Below are 17882 nucleotides of genomic sequence, written 5' to 3' on the forward strand. Positions count from 1 at the left end.
AAAGAGCGTTGCTTGGAACCAACCTAACGCTGCGAAGCGTTTCGTCTCAAGCGAGGCGCATATTCTACTTTGCGCCGTTTCAAAGTCAACCGTTATTTTGTGTTTTTCTGAATTAATTCGCAATCAATTCCAACACAACAACCAACCTTGAAACTTTCAAACCAAACCCAACAAAACCAAAGGTTTTCAAGGAGTTAATTCAACCTTTACTTAGGTCATTCAGCGCTGCTTTGCAGGCCTCCCTTAGCAAGGACGGCGAATTATAGACTCTTCCCAAACAACGTCAACAGGCAAAACTAAAAAACTGTGAAATAAAGGTAAAAAAACACCTTAGTTAAGAGTTTTGTTCAAACAATAAACAAAATATTCAACTTAATAAGCCATATCGGTAATAGATCAACTTACCTAATCTACTCCGCTACTCTAGTCCCTCACCTACCCCGACCCAAAAGCAGACGAAAGAAGCTACAAATAGATTTGCCCTAAACGCCGATCGCAATTACAGTTTAAGCATATATAAAGCTCTTAATTGAGGTTATACATGTACAAAATACCCTCTTTGCCTACAAACAAGACAAAACCTCAAGCTATTGCAATTTTGACCAGTGGCGGAGACTCTCCAGGAATGAATCCTGCCATTCGAGGCGTTGTTCGTGCAGCCCTACATAAAGGTATAAAAGTTTACGGTATCAACAAAGGGTACAGCGGCTTAATTATTGGGGACATGGTGGAGATGGATTCCGCATCCGTTACTAACATTGTTCAACGCGGGGGGACCTTATTAAAAAGTGATCGCTGCTTAGCATTCAAAGACCCAACTGTCCGCCATCAAGCCGCCCTAGTATTAAGAGAAAAAAATATCGATGCGTTAGTTGTAATTGGTGGCGATGGATCTCTTACCGGCGCTCACTTACTAACACAAGAAAACGATATCAAAGTGATTGGGCTACCCGGCACTATTGATAATGATATTTATGGAACAGACGACACTATAGGGTTTGACACAGCCGTTAATACAGCTCTAGATGCAATCGACAAAATACGCGATACAGCCCTCTCACACGAAAGCCTCTTTTTAGTCGAAGTCATGGGACGAAATTCAGGCTTCATCGCCACACATGTAGGTATAGCCTGCGGTGCAGAAATGGTTGTTGTACCCGAATATGAAATCAAGCCTGAGACCATCTGCTTTCAGCTAGCCAATAACCGCTTATTAGGCAAAGGAGCAAGCGGTATTATTGTTGTTGCTGAAGGCCAAACCCCTGGTCTAACAACCCACTTAGCCAACGTATTAGCTCAACGTCAATTAGAAGCGAAAGTATGCATATTAGGCCACATACAACGAGGTGGTAGCCCGTCCGGCCATGACCGCGTGCTAGCATCTTGCCTTGGTTCAACTGCCGTTAATTATCTATGCGCAGGCTATAATGATGTGATGATTGGAGTACGAGATAACGCCATAACAGAGACTCCATTAAAAGATATTATCGAAAAAAACAAAAAGCTCGATGATACATTTTTTGAATTAGCCTTACTTCTGCATAAATGATCGCTGACTATATGATCACCACTCCAACAACCTTCTAAGTTTATAATAGCTTCCTTATGAAGATAATTATTCGGTCTATAGAAAAACAGTATCAGCAACTACTTGATCAATCCCAACTATCACCGGACCTTGCACAAACAGAGGTTGTTAAACAACTTCAGCAGCAACTAAACCACCTTTCTCATAAACCGATAAAGTGGGGTAAAAGATGGTTCGATAAACCGCCTTCTAGCCTTGGCATTTATATCTGGGGGCCTGTAGGTCGAGGCAAAACAATGCTAATGGATCTATTTTGCCAATGCCTAGCACCAAAGACTTATATCAGACTCCATTTTCATCGCTTCATGGTGATGGTTCATCAACAACTTTTTTTACATTCAGGAAAACCCGATCCTTTAGCTCATATTGCCAACAAACTGAGTCTTAAATACAAGGTAATATGCTTCGATGAGTTTTTTGTCTCTGACATTGGTGATGCCATGTTATTAGGACGGCTTTATCAGGCTCTGTTCTCCAAAGGGGTCACCATTATCAGCACATCAAATATAGAACCCGATGATCTATACTCAGACGGCCTTCACCGTGATCGATTCCTGCCCACGATCAAATTAATCAAGGACAATATGCAGGTCATTCCTCTAGATAATGGCAACGATCACCGCCTCAGTTACTTAGCTTCAAACCCAGCTTATTTTATTCAAGATAACCAAGCCTTAAAAAAGATCTATTACAAACTAACCCAGCACGAGGCACAGCCTAACAGCAACAGCGTCACACTCTGCGGGCGAAAAATTAACTGCATAGCTAGAGACGATTCTGTAATTTGGTTTGATTTTGCCGAACTCTGTGTGGGCCCAAGATCAGCACGAGATTACATTGAACTTGCTTCGAACTATTCACACCTCATTTTAAGTAACGTCCCACGCTTTCAAGGCCAAAGCAAAGAGCAGATAAAAGCGAGAGGAACGGAAGATAGTTATGGCTTATTTAACACCACCGGCTTAAGAAAGGTCGTGCAAAGTAATCATGATGATCCAGCAAGACGCTTTATCAGCCTAGTTGATGAGCTTTATGACTGTAGAGTAAATTTATATCTCAGCGCAGAAGACACTGCAGAGCAACTCTACAAGGGGGTTCTATTGAAAAAACCATTCAAGAGAACACTCAGTCGCTTACATGAAATGTCTTCCACCGCCTATCAAACAACACCCTCTTACGCTGTTAGCGAACGTAAGGATTACTCTTAATCTCAACACCCAATGTTGAGCGCGGGCCATGACCAGGAATAAACTCGACAGATTCACCTAAAGGAAACAGCTTCATTTTGATAGAATCGATCAGCTCTTGGTGATTACCTTTAGGAAAATCAGTTCGACCAATAGAGCCATGGAATATTACATCTCCAACCAATGCCATCTGATCTTTCTCATTATAAAAAACAACATGACCTGGAGTATGTCCGGGACAGTGGATTACCTGAAAAACACCATCACCCACCTTAACCTCATCTCCATCATCCAACCATCGATCCGGCGTAAAAGAGTCACAATGTGGAAAATTAAACATTGAGCATTGCTGCGACATGCCTTCTATCCAAAAAAGATCACCTTTATGAGGCCCCTCAATAGGGAGACCTTTATTAGCCGATAACTCAGCCGTGCCACCAGCATGATCTATATGGGCATGAGTAAGCATGATCTTTTCCACCAGCACACCCTCCTCTTCAACCGCCATTAATATCCGATCCAAATCACCACCAGGGTCAACAATCGCTGCCTTTTTTGTATGCTCGCACCACACTAGAGTGCAGTTTTGCTGGAAAGGCGTTACAGGGATAGTCCGATATTTCATACTCATCTCTAATATAAACGTGCGACAAAGGCTCATTATATCAGCGGATATAGATTAAAAGACAAGATCTAAAGCGTATCTCTCCACTATCCATAATAATATTTATTTTCACGAGAAAGAAATACAACACCGCTACTGCAGAAAAGGGCATAATGAATAATTAATACAAAGACTTGTTTTTTATCACCTTTCTATTCAAAGTTAACATTTGAGCATCAAATAGAGTGGCTATTATGAAAAAGCACAAACATGAAGCAGAGCTAGTCAAGGAAGCACTTCGCATCGGCTCCATTTACATAGAAAAACGGGGTGCGGGCCAATTTGAATCTACAGATAGCGCATCAAATAAAATTACTGCCATTTATAGATTATTAGTACAAGATGGGCTCATTCAGCCGCTAGCCAAAGGCCAAGACAACGAAATCAACATGAGACATAAGCTGGCACTCTGGATCGAGAGACAACTTCCAGCAGAGCACCCTTTAAAACAGAAATAGTAAACCTCTCTTTCGGTAGCCCAGCCATCCCTAAGGATCTGTGACTTTGCGTCCTAAGATTACTCTAAGTTTGCCGTTATCGAGAGAGGATCTATTCGCTGGAACAAGACTTAAAATACCTCTACACTTAATTAGCTAACCAAATGTTCAGGCTCTTCAAGTCCTCTACAAGGTTAGCAGAGTTACAAGATTTTGCTAAATAATGATTTCAAATAAATGACAAGAACTAGACTAATATTCACAGACAACTAAATCAGTGACAGAACAAAGGCCAAACGCTAATGAATCATCCGATAAACGAGCCATCTCCAAGTAATCGCAACGATTTTTTAGAATGTCTTCGCTTGATTGAACGTCTTCACCGACGAATCTTAGATATTCTAAAATTCAGACTTGAAGCACTCGGATATACGGATATCAACAGTGTACAAGCACTTCTTTTACATAATATTGCTGACCGCGAGATGACCGCTGGTGAACTGCGCACACGCGGCTATTACTTAGGCTCGAATGTTTCATATAATCTAAAAAAAATGGTCAGCAACGGATACATAATTCAAGAACGCTCAGAACATGATCTACGCTCAATCCGCATAAAACTAAGCCCTAAAGGCCTAAATATACATACTCTAATTTCTGAACTTTTCGATCAGCAACTTGAATTAATCAATGCCGAGCAAGTGTTACAAGGGGGCGACTTTAACCCACTACGCGAACAGCTCCGCCATTTAGAGACTTTTTGGGATCAGCAAGTTAGTTGTTACTAGCCTCTTTTTCTTTCTGGGCCTCAAGATACTGCTCATCTAATTGTCCATATTGACGCTTATATGCTTCAGGATCTGAGCGCCATAAACGATACAACTTACGATCATTTGCAGCTAAAGGCGGTGGAATTTCTTTTCTGCGACGGAAAGCATTCAACGTCACCACGCCAAAAGCAAAAACAATCATAAATCCGACTGCGATATAGCTTACCCATTCATCTGACACATCATTCTCCAAAAACATCTTCAAAATGACACAAAAAAGCCGCTAAAGTAGCGGCTTTTTAATAGTGCTACTCAACTATACCTTATGATAAATTTCAGCACCTGAATCTTTAAATTCAGCTGATTTCTCCTGCATCCCTTGTTCAGCTTGTGCATTAATCGCTGCAACCTGCTCAGCATCTAACTCACGAACCTCTTGAGATATTTTCATAGAACAGAATTTAGGCCCGCACATTGAACAGAAGTGAGCAACTTTAGCCGACTCCTTCGGTAATGTTTCATCGTGATAAGCACGTGCAGTATCAGGATCCAGACCTATATTAAACTGATCTTCCCAGCGGAACTCGAAACGAGCTTTAGACATCGCATTATCACGAATTTGAGCACCTGGATGACCTTTTGCAAGATCAGCAGCATGTGCAGCGATCTTATAGGTAATAATACCTTCTTTCACATCATCTTTATTCGGAAGACCCAAATGCTCTTTTGGTGTTACATAACAAAGCATTGCACAGCCATACCAACCAATTATTGCAGCACCAATACCTGACGTAATATGGTCATAGCCGGGTGCAATATCAGTCGTCAACGGACCTAAGGTATAAAATGGCGCTTCATGACACTCAGTTAGCTGCTTATCCATATTCTCTTTGATCATATGCATAGGCACATGTCCAGGCCCTTCAATCATAACCTGCACATCATGGTTCCAAGCAATCTTAGTTAACTCACCTAAGGTCTCCAGCTCAGCAAATTGTGCTTCATCATTGGCATCGTACACAGAACCTGGACGCAAACCATCGCCTAATGAGAAAGAGACGTCATAAGCCTTGCAGATCTCACAGATTTCTTCGAAATGAGTGTAAAGGAAGTTTTCCTGATGATGTGCCAAGCACCATTTCGCCATGATAGAACCACCACGGGAAACAATACCCGTCATACGTTTAGCGGTCATCGGTACATAGCGCAGCAATACACCAGCGTGAATTGTGAAATAATCCACACCCTGCTCAGCTTGCTCAATCAACGTATCTTTAAAGACTTCCCAGTCTAAATCTTCAGCAACACCATTTACTTTTTCTAGCGCCTGATAAATAGGCACTGTACCAATAGGTACCGGCGAATTACGCATGATCCACTCACGGGTCTCATGGATATTCTTACCTGTAGAAAGATCCATAATGGTATCCGCACCCCAGCGCGTACCCCATGTCATTTTCTCTACTTCTTCTTCAATCGAAGAGCTCACTGCAGAGTTACCAATATTGCCATTAATTTTGACAAGGAAGTTGCGGCCAATAATCATCGGCTCCACTTCGGGATGGTTAATATTGGCAGGAATAATTGCGCGACCTTCTGCCACTTCTTGACGAACAAACTCTGGTGTTATTTCATCCGGTAAATTCGCACCAAAATTAAACCCAGGATGCTGTTCAGCAACAACATTTCCCTCAGCCCGCGTTTTCGCTAACTTCATATTCTCGCGAATCGCTATATATTCCATCTCAGGTGTAATTATACCTTGGCGTGCATAATGCAGCTGGGTAACATTCTTACCTTCTTGCGCGCGTAACGGCTTACGCGTCAATTCAAAACGTAGCTCATCTAAACGCAGATCCGCAGCACGAACACGGCCATACTGAGAGGTAAGCTTATCAAGCTCACAAGTATCTCCACGCTCTAAAATCCACTGATCACGTACAGGCGCCAACCCTTTACGTACATCAATCACTGCATCCGGGTCAGTATATGGACCTGACGTATCATAAACATACAAAGGATCATTTCTCTCTCCACCCATATCCGTTGGCGTATCATCAAGCGTAATTTCACGCATAGGTACACGGATATCTGGGCGCGAGCCTTCAACGTAGACCTTTCTAGATTTAGGAAACGGCTGCACCGAATCACGGTCAACCTGTGCTGTCTGGCTCAATGCCTGACTCTGTGGTTCTAATTGCTTATTATCTTCCATCATCCAACCTGTCATTATTGTTTCTTCACAGCACAAGTAGCGATTGCTACCAGATATTGTGGAAGTGATTAACTGGGCCGTGTCCTGCACCCACATTCAATTGATCAGCCGCTTTAATCGCCGCTGTAATGTATTCTTTTGCTCGTGTGACCGCTTCCAGAATGGAGCAGCCTTGCGCTAAATACGCAGTAACAGCTGACGCTAAAGTACAGCCCGTACCATGAGTATTCTTGGTTGCTATACGCACACTTGGGAATTCAGTAAATGTAGTACCATCAAATAAAATATCTGGAGAAGACTCGCCTTCAAGGTGACCGCCTTTTAAAAGTACATTTTGAACGCCTAAAGCATGTACTTGGACAGCCATTTCACGCATACCTTGAATAGATATGGGTTCCTCTACACCCAGTAAAGCTGCAGCTTCTGGAAGGTTTGGTGTAACCACGTAGGTTAAAGGTATCAGTTTATCGATTAACACCTCTACCGCATCAGAAGATAACAAAGCGTTGCCACTTTTTGAGATCATCACCGGATCAACAACCAGCCTCACATTATCAACACCTGATAAAAACTGAGCCACCCGACCAACCATCTCAGCACTACCTAACATGCCTGTTTTGACAGCATGAATCTGAATATCAGCAAAAATAGTCTCTAACTGCAGAGATACAAAATCAGGTGTAACAGGATAAATACCCGCGACACATTGGGTATTCTGGGCAGTTAATGCGGTTATTACGGAAGCACCATAAACACCCAGGGCGGAAAAGGCTTTCAAGTCAGCTTGTATACCTGCCCCTCCGCCAGAATCGGAACCAGCGATGGTTAATACATTAGATATTTTAGGTGTGTTAACAGACATGACTGACCTCAATTATCATACTGAGGCCAGAAAAAATTATTGAATTGATTTGAGATTATCAACATCTGGGTTTCCTACGCCGGAATAAACCGGATCAGGTTCAACGGGTATAGTCTCAGCCCTATAGGGCACCCCGACCAAAAACGCCTATCAGTTTAAGTCCCCTCCCCCCATATGTCCAGTAAACAGAAAAAACTCATGACTAGCCAAAATCTAAGATACAGGGTCAAAAAAAGAAACTTTATTACCTGCTACGTAATCTAAACCCAGAGATCAACGATCACAATGCCCCAACTGGACAAATATCAAACAGATAAAATATCAGGGTTATCCATTCGATAACTATCTTTTTGCCTCCATCAAAAGATAGGAAATCGTCAAAAGCCACCTAATAGATTAAAACAAGCGTTCCACTCACAATTCAAACTGAAAATTTCCATTAGCTTAGCTAGACCGAAAATTAGGAATTTTTCTTATATCAATACTCCCCGTAAAGGGCATAATTGAATACGTGGATCTCCTGTTCATGGAACGAATACGAAGGATGGCCTCGAGAAGCGGAAAGGAAGGCATGATGCCCTAGGATTTTCGACCGCAAGGATTATGGAAGCCAATAGAGGGGATTCTTCAAGGAATGAAGTATCCCCTTACCCCCCCTTTTTTACATATCTCAATTTAACTAAGCACTAATCTCTAAAGACTATATTACTTACAGTTAGATACGTCTATAAAAGATTAAGGCGGTCTTAACGAGAAGGAGTGACGCTATATGAGCTATTCCAAGCATCATCCACCACTGACTGCACCGTTCGATTACAACCAGCTGCAATCCATTCAGCTAAAATAGTCGCCAAATCAGGAAACACTTTAGGCTCAGGCATAGGTAAAGCTAACCACTGAACAAGTCGCTCGGATTGCAAACTATCAATCACAACCCCTAACCCTAAATATTCGAGTATCTCAGCATTAGATTCCTGCTCTGCCTGCCCGACCTGTGGCAACGTCAGAATTTTTTTACCGTACTGAATCGCCTCACTCAACAAACCAAAGCCAGAATTACAAATCACCCCCGAACAGTCAGACAAGTCGCGGTGAAACCCATCACGCGAAAAAGGCCGAACATGCATATTCCCATCATCTGTCGCTTTATCAACTCGCGCATAGACAAAAAATTCGCACTCGGTATACAGCTGCAACGCCCGACAAATTTGATCTACATTATCATGTGGTAAATAGACAACGACTTTATTGTCACTTTTAACGGGATCGAACAACGGCGCTTGAATCAACGGCGGGCAGATTGCATGGTTAAAATGGTGCCAATGAATACCAACAGACACTTTAGCAGGTGCAAAGCTTTTGATTTGATGTCTAAAAATAAAGCCTGTTTTTGAATCAGGCAAAGCATGCAAAAAAGCATATTGGTGAGCTATACCCACACTAGGAACCCCTTTGAGCTTGGCCGCCCAAGCAGTCACGGGCTCAAAATCGGTGATCACTAAATCGTATTGATCCAGATTCAAAGCAAAAATATCTCTGACCAATTTTATTGGATTATTACCCGTAAAGGTTTTCCACTGATTAACTTTACTACCTTCCATATAGAAGGTTAAACCTTGTCGGCACTGGTAAGCACCAAAGGGCTCCATATTGAACAACTCTTCAGGATTTCGACCACTAAATAAATAATCAACATCCACACCTGCTTTCTCTAAAGCGGGAGCCATCACCCTGGCACGTGTGATATGGCCATTACCTGTCGCTTGAACACCATATAAAACTTTCATATTTTAGAACGTAACCAAAGTAGGCAAAAAACTTAATGCAAACGTTGCACTGCACAAACCTAAGGCAGCACCCGCCAAAATATCAGTAGGATAATGAACGCCTAACAATATACGAGAAACACCCACCATCAACGCACAACCATAAGCGAACTCAGCATAATCAGGGTAGAAATTAGCAATAAGGGCTGCAAAAACAAAAGCCGCTGCGGAATGCCCTGAAGGAAAACTAAACTTATCAGAAGGTACTATATAAGCCTCAATAGAAAGAGACTCACAAGGGCGATCCCGTTTAATAGTATTTTTAAGTATTAAATACAGAGGTAATTCGATTGAGTAAGCAAACAATCCGGCAATCAGAAAAACGAGCCCAGACTCTGACTCGAAGATTGCAAGAAAAACACCCACCAGCAAATAAAAGCCGCCATCACCTAAACGAGAAATTTGACGGCTAATTAAAGCCATTTGAGGTGCTTTAGGCAGCCCTAAACACCAATTAAATGCCAAAAGATCAAACGCTGTTAGAAACTTTATAGCACTCATATTCGGAGTTCTCCAAGTACTCTAGTCATACTTGAAGATAATGAGTAACTAAGGTGACATTCCGATGAATGAGTATTTACATTTTTATGACAACGATAAATTAAAGAACGGCGTCAGCCATCTCTTTCAAAAACTGCTTTTCAAACCACTGAGCGGCCATTTCAACAATAAGCTTAGGCTTCATTAATGGCACCATATGCCCTTCATTATCAACAACTAATAGTTCCAATGGCTGGTCGCAGTAACTCATCACCCGCCGAGAATAACTAAGAGGCAGCACCTCATCTTGATCGCCATGTAAAATAGCAGAAGAAAAGTCAAACTTTTGGCTAACAATATTACAGCGGTAATTAAATAAGCTAGAAAGGGTACGAAGCGGATAATCAAAAACAATCAAAGGATCATTATTGATTTCTTGTGCGGCTGGATGACCTTTTAGTAACTGCTCAAAATCTACAAAGTTTTTAAGAGGGACTTTATAAGTAGGCATCATTAGAGAAGAAGCCCATGTCCAATTCCAGCCCATACGATAACCCATATCAGGCGCTACATCAGGTACCAATAACGTGCCACATAGAACTGCACAAAGACGATCATCTTGTTCCGCTGCAGCCATCGCAAGCAACGCGCCAATAGAATAGCCATAAATACCAAACGGCCCCTCGAAGCGTTGCTGAAGCACATCAAGCACTTCCGATACTGCTTCACACATCTGTTCAACGGTGTAATCCCCTCGAGAACCCGCCGAATATCCGTGCCCTAAAGGGTCAATACCGACCACATTGAACCCTTTTTTAGCCAACTCCGACAATAACTCAGCGTAAAGCTCGCAATACGTGCCAATACCCGGTAAAAAAACAATCGTGGGAGCATCAGGAGAGTACTCATACAATTCACAGTGAATCGCTTTCTCTCCTACACAAAACGCGGTCCGGTCCTGTAAGTAAGATTCAATATTTAGCTTCTTTCGCAGATTAGCGCGAAATACACTTCCTTCTTGCGATAAAACGGGAGGTCTAATCTGTACTGTCATAAATAATCTCTGGTTATGTCTGGCAATGCTTACAAAAAACGGTAGAGCGTTGCCCTAATCGCACTTCAGTCAAAGGAGCTAAACAATTAACACAAGGCTCCCCTTTACGGCCATATGCATGCAGTTTTTGCTGAAAATACCCTGGCTTACCATCACCTCCAACAAAATCTTTCAGCGTAGTACCTCCCTGCTGTATTGCGGCGGCCAGTACACCTTTAATCTCATTAACCAATATCAGCAACCGCCTCTTAGAAATTTTTCCTGCAGATCTTCGCGGATCTATACCACTTATAAAAAGCGCTTCCGTAGCATATATATTCCCTACACCCACTACGATCTTACTATCCATAATTAAGGACTTAATAGCCACTTTTTTGCCCGCACAACAGCCCGCCAAATAATCAACATTAAATGCCTCACTTAAAGGCTCTGGACCCAGCTTATAGAGCAATTCATGGTGCTCACCTTCTGGCTGCCATAAAACAGAGCCAAAGCGGCGCGGATCGGTTAACCGAAGAACCTGATTATTAGTAAAGCAAAAATCTACATGATCATGCTTTTGCGGGACTTTATCTTTATCTACAATTCGCAAACTTCCAGACATTCCCAAATGAAGCATCACCTGCCCACCGTCAACGCAAACAAGAATGTATTTCCCTCGACGAACAACATCAACTACCGTTTTCCCTTCTATTTTTTCAGCAAGGAAGTCAGGTACTGGCCATCTTAAATTCGGATTTCTCACATTCAAGGCAATTAATTTCTCCCCCTTAATGTGAGGGCGAATACCACGACAGGTCGTTTCTACTTCAGGCAATTCAGGCATGAATACAACTAATTTAAATAAATAGATAAAGAAAAATCACTATCAGATTAACACAAAAACAAGTAATTAAATGCTTCAGCTAATCCACAGTACAAAAACGGCGTGGTAAACTTCGCCTTAACTTAACAAGCTCATTTATTAGGTAGTCTCAATAGCTTATGGATTTTATCTGGATACTTTTTGCATTTGTCTGCGGCTATACGCTACGTTTAATCGAAATGCCACCACTAATCGGCTACCTTTTTGCCGGCTTTTTCCTCAACTTCCTTGGCATAGAGCCTGTTGATAGTCTAGATAGCTTAGCAGACCTGGGCATAACTTTGATGCTCTTCACTATAGGTTTGAAACTAAACATAAAAGACCTAATTAGAAAAGAAGTATGGGTAAGTAGCCTGTCACATATGGGCCTATGGACTCTATTGATCGGATTGCTATTTTTATTGCTGTCGGTCATGTCCGCGCCATTCTTTACTCAGCTAGACCTGAAATCAGCAGCCCTTATAAGCTTTGCACTCAGCTTCAGCAGTACTGTATGTATAGTTAAACTGCTAGAAGAAAATGGTGAAATGCAAACAAGGCACGGCCAACTCGCCATTGGCGTTTTAGTAATGCAGGATATTGCGGCAGTCCTTTTCTTAGCTTTTGCCACAGGAAAAGTCCCTTCTATCTGGGCATTAGCTTTATTTGGCCTACTTTTCATAAGACCCCTATTAAACCATTTACTCATGCGTGCAGGTCACGGGGAACTACTTCCACTATCAGGTTTTTTCTTGGCTCTCGGCGGTTATGAGCTTTTCACTCTTGTTGGCGTAAAAGGCGACTTAGGTGCTTTGATCTTCGGCATGCTATTAAGCGCTCACCCTAAAGCAAGTGAGTTGACAAAGTCGCTTCTGAGTTTTAAAGATTTATTCCTAATCGGTTTTTTCTTATCTATAGGTTTCACCGCTCTCCCTAGCTGGCCGATGTTTGGAATGGCCCTTGCGCTAGCCATATTAATACCGCTGAAGTACTTCATGTTCTTCTTACTGTTTACCAAACTAAATTTAAGAGGACGATCCTCGTACCTTGGCGCCCTCGCACTCAGTAACTTCAGTGAATTTGGCTTGATCGTAGCTTACCTTTGTGTAGATAACGGCTGGCTAAATAAAGAGTGGCTCGTCATATTGGCACTGGCCGTATCGATCTCATTTATAGCCACAAGTCTCGTTTATCGATCAGCACACTCAATTTTCGCCCGCTACAAAAATAATATAAAAAGCTACGAAAGCAATACACCTTTACTGAACGATATATTTGTTCAACCTAAAGACTCAGAAATATTAGTCATTGGACTTGGGCGCGTAGGTAAAGGCGCATTTAGGGCGCTTCACAATATTGTCGGAGATAAAGTATGGGGAATGGATGCGGATCGAAACCGTATCAAGAAATTCCAAGAAAAAGGGTTACATGTATTCTATGGGGATGGTGAAGATGCCGATCTCTGGAGCAATATGAATACTAGCGGTATAAAACTTGTTCTCCTTGCCCTCCCCTCCATTGATGACACTCTAAATATCGCAGAGCAGCTACACAGTGCAAATTACTCTGGAACGATTGCAGCCATTGCACGCTTTCCCGATGAGCATGACATATTAGCAGATGGTGGTATTGATAAAGTGTTCAACTTTTATACTGAAGCAGGCGTAGGTTTTGCGGAGGAAAGTCTTCAACTAATTGCTAACGCGAATGACCGCGCTTAACCAGCAGCTAAATTTCAAAACAAAAAAAACCCGATACAAGATCGGGTTTTTCTGAAGAACATAAAATCTTATTTGATTTTATGTTCTTTATATTCAACATGTTTACGAACTACTGGATCGTACTTTTTGAACACCATCTTTTCAGGAGTGTTACGTTTGTTCTTATCAGTAGTGTAAAAGTGACCTGTACCGGCAGAAGAAACCAGTTTGATCTTCTCGCGTGCGCCTTTAGCCATGATTCAGTTCCTTATACTTTAATGCCGTTGGCACGAACATCAGCAAGAACTGCGTCGATACCTTTTTTGTCTATAATACGCATACCTTTGGCAGATACACGGATACGAACAAATTTCTGCTCGCTCTCTACCCAAAAACGATGCCAATGCAGGTTTGGAAGAAAACGGCGACGAGTTTTACGCTGTGAGTGGGAAACATTGTTCCCTGTAACTGGGCGTTTACCAGTTACCATACAAACTTTAGACATATTAATAGCCTTATAAATTAATGGTTACGTATCTACCCTTAATATTTATCAAAATAGCCTTCGTGCTTTTACTGAAAGTAGCCACATAGTGACCTTTCAAGCACCTTGGATATATCTGCACTCATCAGATTCCAAGCTATTCCTTAGGCGGAGCGTCCCGTAACTGAACAAACTACCGTACCGGAGTGTGGATAGAAGGTCGCGCATTATACACAAGGAATACTCTTAGCACTAGCTAAAACAACTTTTATTTATAGTAATCCCCGTTCAGCAAAAGAAACAACCTCTTGATCACCTACAATCATATGATCGATAACGCGTACATCGATCATATCTAGGGCTTTTACTAAACGATCGGTTATTTGCTGATCGGCCATACTCGGTTCTGCAACACCCGACGGATGATTATGCGCAAACACAACTGCAGCCGCATTATTAGCGAGAGATCTAGCCACGACCTCGCGAGGATAAACAGCAGCTGCATTAATTGTCCCTAGAAACAATATTTCAAAATTAATCACCTGATGTTTATTATCCAAAAAAAGACATGCAAACACCTCCCTCGATTGGTGGCGCAGCTTTAAAGTCAAGTATTCTCTGACTTGCTGAGGATTTTCCATAGCATTACCACGCGCCATCGCAGAGCGAAGATGCCTTCGACTCATCTCCAGTACTGCCTGCAACTGCACATATTTAGCCACGCCTAAACCATGCGCTGCACAAAATGCTTGCTGCTCACTTTCAAGCAATACTCGAAGTGAACCAAAACTATTTAAAAGATCCCTCGCTAAATCAACTGCGCTTTTCCCCTTCACCCCCGTGCGCAAGAAAATAGCTAACAGCTCAGCATCAGATAAAGCTGAAGCGCCCTGCTGTAATAATTTTTCCCTCGGCCGTTCAGACATTGGCCAATCAGTAATAGACATACTCAAACTCCTTTTTAAGACCATCAATCCTTGATGTTTTTTTACATAAATAAGGTTCATACAATCTACGAAACTTTTACTAAAAATGGTATGGTTAACATCAGCTTTAATAGCAAGTGTTAACAAACACTTCTCATCCAACCCTATAGATAACAGTATCCAGCAAGTATGCAGAGACTTACTAACAAACGGATCATTTTAGGTATTACCGGTGGTATTGCCGCATACAAAAGCGCCGAATTAACACGTTTACTAAAAAATGCCGGCGCCGACGTTAGGGTTGTTATGACTCCAGCATCCACTGAATTTATTACCCCTCTAACATTACAAGCACTCTCGGGAAACACTGTACATCTTCACCTATTAAATGCTGAAGCAGAAGCAGGTATGGGCCATATAGAGTTAGCAAAATGGGCTGATTTAGTATTAATAGCACCCGGCAGCGCCAATTTTATATCCCGATTAGCTGCTGGCCAAGGTGACGATTTGCTTACCACCCTCTGTTTAGCAACAGATGCTCCTATATGTATCGCTCCAGCGATGAATCAAGCGATGTGGCGAGATGCGGGGACACAAGCCAATACCAACTTACTAACAAATCGTGGCATCAAACTCTTCGGCCCCGGCGTTGGCGAACAAGCCTGCGGAGATAACGGTCCAGGCCGAATGTTAGAGCCGGAGGAGATAGCGAATCTGACGGCTTCACAATTCAATTCAGGCCAGTTGACCGGTAAAACTGTTTTTATCACAGCTGGCCCTACTCGTGAAGCACTTGATCCCGTACGTTACATATCCAACCACAGTTCAGGAAAAATGGGTTACGCTTTAGCTGAAGCTGCGATTGAAGCCGGCGCTAAAGTAAAACTTATCAGCGGCCCAGTGACACTGCCAGCCCCTGAACGTGTAAAAACTGTAAAAGTAGAAAGTGCTCAAGAGATGCTAGCTGCATCCTTACAAGACTTAGCACTCTGCGATATCTTTATAGCAGCGGCCGCTGTGGCAGATTACCGTCCAACGGCCGTAGCGGAACATAAAATAAAAAAAGGCTCTGAAGAAATCATGGAGCTTCATCTGGTTAAAAACCCAGATATAGTCGCAACAATTGCAAACACAGAACCAAAACCATTTACTATTGGCTTTGCTGCTGAAACTCAAGATGTTCTAAATTATGCACGTAGTAAGCTAGAACGAAAAAACTTAGACATGATCATAGCAAATGACGTTTCTCGCACTGATATAGGTTTTAACAGTGATGAAAATACCGTCACAATTGTGACTGACACCAGTACAGAAACATTGCCGCAAACATCCAAACGTAAACTGGCCATTCAGTTAATTAACCAAATTGCGATCCAATACAACAAACATGATATTTAATTTTGTATTGGCTACACCTAATTCATTTTATGCAAATTAAAGGATTAACATGCGCTACACATTAAACGAACTTGATCATGCAATTTTTCGTGCCTACGATGTTCGTGGGATAGTTGGCACAGCCCTAACCGACAGTACTGTTTATCACTTAGGCCGAGCCTTTTCTGCCGAAGCAAAATCTCAAGGCATCAACCATATCAATGTGGCCGCAGACGGCCGTTTATCCAGCCCATCGCTGAAAAAAATATTTAGCCAAGGGTTAATGGATGGCGGTTGCAAAGTGACCGATATTGGCTATGTCCCTACACCGACTTTGTACTATTCAGCCTATCAAAATGAGCAATGCACAGGCGTGATGATCACAGGTAGCCACAATCCTGCTGATTACAACGGTTTTAAAATGATGATTAATGGCCACACGCTGTCTGGCGATGACATACAAAGCCTAAAAACACGAATCATCGAACAAAACTACACTGAAGGTGAAGGCTCGTTTGAAGAGCTCGATATTCGTAAACGTTATTTAGAACGTATTCTCAGCGACATTAAACTGAAGAAAAAACTTAAAGTCGTTGTAGATTGCGGTAACGGTATTCCTGGAGAGCTGGCACCACAACTTATTGAGCAACTAGGCTGTGAAATTACGCCGATGTACTGCGAAGTTGATGGCACTTTCCCTAATCATCATCCAGATCCCGGTAAACCCAAAAACTTACAAGACACAATCGCGATGGTTAAAGAAACAGGAGCGGATCTAGGCTTAGCCTTCGATGGGGATGGCGACCGTGTAGGCGTTATCACCAACGAAGGTAATATAGTCTATCCCGATCGCGTAATGATGCTCTTCTCTGAAGAGATCATTAAACGTAACCCAGGTGCAGAGATTATCTTTGATGTGAAGTGTTCACGCCTACTTGCCAAAGTCATCGAAGAAGCCGGTGGCAAAGCCACTATGTGGCGAACAGGCCACTCCTTAATTAAACAAAAAATCAAAGAATCTGGCGCACTCTTGGGCGGCGAGATGAGTGGACACATTTTCTTTAAAGAGCGTTGGTATGGTTTTGATGACGCTCTATACAGCGCTGCCCGCCTCTTAGAAATTCTTACAAATACCGATAAAACAGCCGAACAGCTTTTTACTCAGTACCCAGAAGATATCAGCACTCCAGAGCTAAACATTACAGTAACGGACGAGAACAAATTCAATATAGTTAAAGCCCTGCAAGAGAAAACATTCTCCGGTGGTATCGCTAACCACATTGATGGGGTTCGAGTTGATTACCCTGATGGCTGGGGTCTTGTGCGTGCATCAAACACTACACCAGTTTTAGTCCTTCGCTTTGAAGCGGAAACTGAAGAAGTATTACAAAGAATAAGAAATGAGTTTGAACAGAAGCTGCATGAAGTAGACAGCAGCCTCGTCATTCCTCATGAATAAATGACTACT

At 42.3% G+C, this 17882-nt stretch carries 18 protein-coding genes and 2 riboswitches; of the genes, 7 read left to right on the forward strand and 11 right to left on the reverse strand.

Features of this window, described 5'->3' with window-relative positions:
- Nucleotides 1-541: 541 nt before the first annotated feature.
- On the forward strand, nt 542-1549 hold the full coding sequence (pfkA, locus tag A3774_RS14660) for a 6-phosphofructokinase (RefSeq protein WP_067869260.1): 1008 nt from the start codon (nt 542-544) through the stop codon (nt 1547-1549).
- A gap of 56 nt (nt 1550-1605) precedes the next feature.
- Nucleotides 1606-2796 (forward strand): cell division protein ZapE, encoded by a 1191-nt coding sequence (gene zapE / locus A3774_RS14665; protein WP_067869263.1) that lies wholly within the window; start codon nt 1606-1608, stop codon nt 2794-2796.
- Here the strand turns inward: zapE and A3774_RS14670 are convergent.
- Nucleotides 2771-3400 (reverse strand): MBL fold metallo-hydrolase, encoded by a 630-nt coding sequence (locus tag A3774_RS14670; RefSeq protein WP_197468077.1) that lies wholly within the window; start codon nt 3398-3400, stop codon nt 2771-2773. The genes zapE and A3774_RS14670 overlap by 26 nt on opposite strands.
- Nucleotides 3401-3633: 233 nt before the next feature.
- Here A3774_RS14670 and A3774_RS14675 point away from each other — a divergent pair, with 233 nt between their 5' ends.
- Both A3774_RS14675 and A3774_RS14680 read left to right on the forward strand, forming a co-directional pair.
- Nucleotides 3634-3897, forward strand: a complete 264-nt coding sequence (locus A3774_RS14675) for a DUF5062 family protein (RefSeq protein WP_067869367.1) — start codon at nt 3634-3636, stop codon at nt 3895-3897.
- An 11-nt stretch (nt 3898-3908) separates the two neighbouring features.
- Nucleotides 3909-3982, reverse strand: a riboswitch (cyclic di-GMP riboswitch).
- A 196-nt stretch (nt 3983-4178) separates the two neighbouring features.
- On the forward strand, nt 4179-4664 hold the full coding sequence (locus A3774_RS14680) for a MarR family winged helix-turn-helix transcriptional regulator (protein ID WP_067869269.1): 486 nt from the start codon (nt 4179-4181) through the stop codon (nt 4662-4664).
- Here A3774_RS14680 and A3774_RS14685 read toward each other — a convergent pair.
- The 7 genes from A3774_RS14685 to mutM form a co-directional block, all read right to left on the reverse strand.
- Complete coding sequence (locus A3774_RS14685; protein WP_231867999.1) at nt 4651-4887, reverse strand: hypothetical protein; 237 nt, start codon at nt 4885-4887, stop codon at nt 4651-4653. The genes A3774_RS14680 and A3774_RS14685 overlap by 14 nt on opposite strands.
- Nucleotides 4888-4962: 75 nt before the next feature.
- Complete coding sequence (gene thiC, locus A3774_RS14690) at nt 4963-6864, reverse strand: phosphomethylpyrimidine synthase ThiC (protein WP_067869370.1); 1902 nt, start codon at nt 6862-6864, stop codon at nt 4963-4965.
- A gap of 43 nt (nt 6865-6907) precedes the next feature.
- Nucleotides 6908-7723: a bifunctional hydroxymethylpyrimidine kinase/phosphomethylpyrimidine kinase gene (thiD, locus tag A3774_RS14695; RefSeq protein ID WP_067869275.1), complete on the reverse strand. Its 816-nt coding sequence runs from the start codon at nt 7721-7723 to the stop codon at nt 6908-6910.
- Between the two features lie 54 nt (nt 7724-7777).
- Nucleotides 7778-7869: riboswitch (TPP riboswitch) on the reverse strand.
- A gap of 600 nt (nt 7870-8469) precedes the next feature.
- A complete protein-coding gene (locus tag A3774_RS14700; protein WP_067869278.1) occupies nt 8470-9510 on the reverse strand; it encodes an MJ1255/VC2487 family glycosyltransferase in 1041 nt (346 codons plus the stop codon).
- Between the two features lie 3 nt (nt 9511-9513).
- On the reverse strand, nt 9514-10050 hold the full coding sequence (locus A3774_RS14705; RefSeq protein WP_067869281.1) for a phosphatase PAP2 family protein: 537 nt from the start codon (nt 10048-10050) through the stop codon (nt 9514-9516).
- Between the two features lie 100 nt (nt 10051-10150).
- Entirely contained in the window at nt 10151-11083 is a 933-nt protein-coding gene (locus A3774_RS14710; protein WP_067869284.1) for an alpha/beta hydrolase, read from the reverse strand.
- 13 nt (nt 11084-11096) lie between these two features.
- Nucleotides 11097-11909, reverse strand: a complete 813-nt coding sequence (gene mutM, locus A3774_RS14715) for a bifunctional DNA-formamidopyrimidine glycosylase/DNA-(apurinic or apyrimidinic site) lyase (RefSeq protein WP_067869287.1) — start codon at nt 11907-11909, stop codon at nt 11097-11099.
- A gap of 158 nt (nt 11910-12067) precedes the next feature.
- Here mutM and A3774_RS14720 point away from each other — a divergent pair, with 158 nt between their 5' ends.
- Nucleotides 12068-13648, forward strand: a complete 1581-nt coding sequence (locus tag A3774_RS14720; protein ID WP_067869290.1) for a cation:proton antiporter family protein — start codon at nt 12068-12070, stop codon at nt 13646-13648.
- 68 nt (nt 13649-13716) lie between these two features.
- Here the strand turns inward: A3774_RS14720 and rpmG are convergent, their stop codons facing one another.
- The 3 genes from rpmG to radC all read right to left on the reverse strand — a co-directional run bounded on the left by rpmG (nt 13717) and on the right by radC (nt 15058).
- A complete protein-coding gene (gene rpmG, locus A3774_RS14725; RefSeq protein ID WP_067869293.1) occupies nt 13717-13884 on the reverse strand; it encodes a 50S ribosomal protein L33 in 168 nt (55 codons plus the stop codon).
- An 11-nt stretch (nt 13885-13895) separates the two neighbouring features.
- Nucleotides 13896-14132 carry a 50S ribosomal protein L28 gene (gene rpmB / locus A3774_RS14730; protein WP_067869297.1) on the reverse strand — a complete coding sequence of 79 codons (237 nt, stop codon included), beginning with the start codon at nt 14130-14132 and terminating at the stop codon, nt 13896-13898.
- Nucleotides 14133-14383: 251 nt separating this feature from the next.
- Entirely contained in the window at nt 14384-15058 is a 675-nt protein-coding gene (radC, locus tag A3774_RS14735; protein WP_067869373.1) for a RadC family protein, read from the reverse strand.
- Nucleotides 15059-15226: 168 nt separating this feature from the next.
- Between radC and coaBC the strand changes: the two genes are divergently transcribed.
- Nucleotides 15227-16435, forward strand: a complete 1209-nt coding sequence (gene coaBC / locus A3774_RS14740; RefSeq protein ID WP_067869300.1) for a bifunctional phosphopantothenoylcysteine decarboxylase/phosphopantothenate--cysteine ligase CoaBC — start codon at nt 15227-15229, stop codon at nt 16433-16435.
- Between the two features lie 49 nt (nt 16436-16484).
- The gene (locus tag A3774_RS14745; protein ID WP_067869302.1) at nt 16485-17873 is read left to right on the forward strand and encodes a phosphomannomutase/phosphoglucomutase; all 1389 of its coding nucleotides are present in this window, start codon (nt 16485-16487) and stop codon (nt 17871-17873) included.
- The last annotated feature ends 9 nt before the right edge of the window (nt 17874-17882 follow it).

It is taken from the genome of Neptuniibacter marinus, from assembly GCF_001597725.1.
GTDB lineage: Bacteria > Pseudomonadota > Gammaproteobacteria > Pseudomonadales > Balneatricaceae > Neptuniibacter > Neptuniibacter marinus.

What these genes read in the sequence shown, in the direction of transcription:
- pfkA (WP_067869260.1), top strand. Translation starts at nt 542, where the DNA reads ATGTACAAAATACCCTCTTTGCCTACAAACAAGACAAAACCTCAAGCT.
- zapE (WP_067869263.1), top strand. Translation starts at nt 1,606, where the DNA reads ATGAAGATAATTATTCGGTCTATAGAAAAACAGTATCAGCAACTACTT.
- A3774_RS14670 (WP_197468077.1), bottom strand. Translation starts at nt 3,400, where the DNA reads ATGAAATATCGGACTATCCCTGTAACGCCTTTCCAGCAAAACTGCACT.
- A3774_RS14675 (WP_067869367.1), top strand. Translation starts at nt 3,634, where the DNA reads ATGAAAAAGCACAAACATGAAGCAGAGCTAGTCAAGGAAGCACTTCGC.
- A3774_RS14680 (WP_067869269.1), top strand. Translation starts at nt 4,179, where the DNA reads ATGAATCATCCGATAAACGAGCCATCTCCAAGTAATCGCAACGATTTT.
- thiC (WP_067869370.1), bottom strand. Translation starts at nt 6,864, where the DNA reads ATGATGGAAGATAATAAGCAATTAGAACCACAGAGTCAGGCATTGAGC.
- thiD (WP_067869275.1), bottom strand. Translation starts at nt 7,723, where the DNA reads ATGTCTGTTAACACACCTAAAATATCTAATGTATTAACCATCGCTGGT.
- A3774_RS14700 (WP_067869278.1), bottom strand. Translation starts at nt 9,510, where the DNA reads ATGAAAGTTTTATATGGTGTTCAAGCGACAGGTAATGGCCATATCACA.
- A3774_RS14705 (WP_067869281.1), bottom strand. Translation starts at nt 10,050, where the DNA reads ATGAGTGCTATAAAGTTTCTAACAGCGTTTGATCTTTTGGCATTTAAT.
- A3774_RS14710 (WP_067869284.1), bottom strand. Translation starts at nt 11,083, where the DNA reads ATGACAGTACAGATTAGACCTCCCGTTTTATCGCAAGAAGGAAGTGTA.
- mutM (WP_067869287.1), bottom strand. Translation starts at nt 11,909, where the DNA reads ATGCCTGAATTGCCTGAAGTAGAAACGACCTGTCGTGGTATTCGCCCT.
- A3774_RS14720 (WP_067869290.1), top strand. Translation starts at nt 12,068, where the DNA reads ATGGATTTTATCTGGATACTTTTTGCATTTGTCTGCGGCTATACGCTA.
- rpmG (WP_067869293.1), bottom strand. Translation starts at nt 13,884, where the DNA reads ATGGCTAAAGGCGCACGCGAGAAGATCAAACTGGTTTCTTCTGCCGGT.
- rpmB (WP_067869297.1), bottom strand. Translation starts at nt 14,132, where the DNA reads ATGTCTAAAGTTTGTATGGTAACTGGTAAACGCCCAGTTACAGGGAAC.
- radC (WP_067869373.1), bottom strand. Translation starts at nt 15,058, where the DNA reads ATGTCTATTACTGATTGGCCAATGTCTGAACGGCCGAGGGAAAAATTA.
- coaBC (WP_067869300.1), top strand. Translation starts at nt 15,227, where the DNA reads ATGCAGAGACTTACTAACAAACGGATCATTTTAGGTATTACCGGTGGT.
- A3774_RS14745 (WP_067869302.1), top strand. Translation starts at nt 16,485, where the DNA reads ATGCGCTACACATTAAACGAACTTGATCATGCAATTTTTCGTGCCTAC.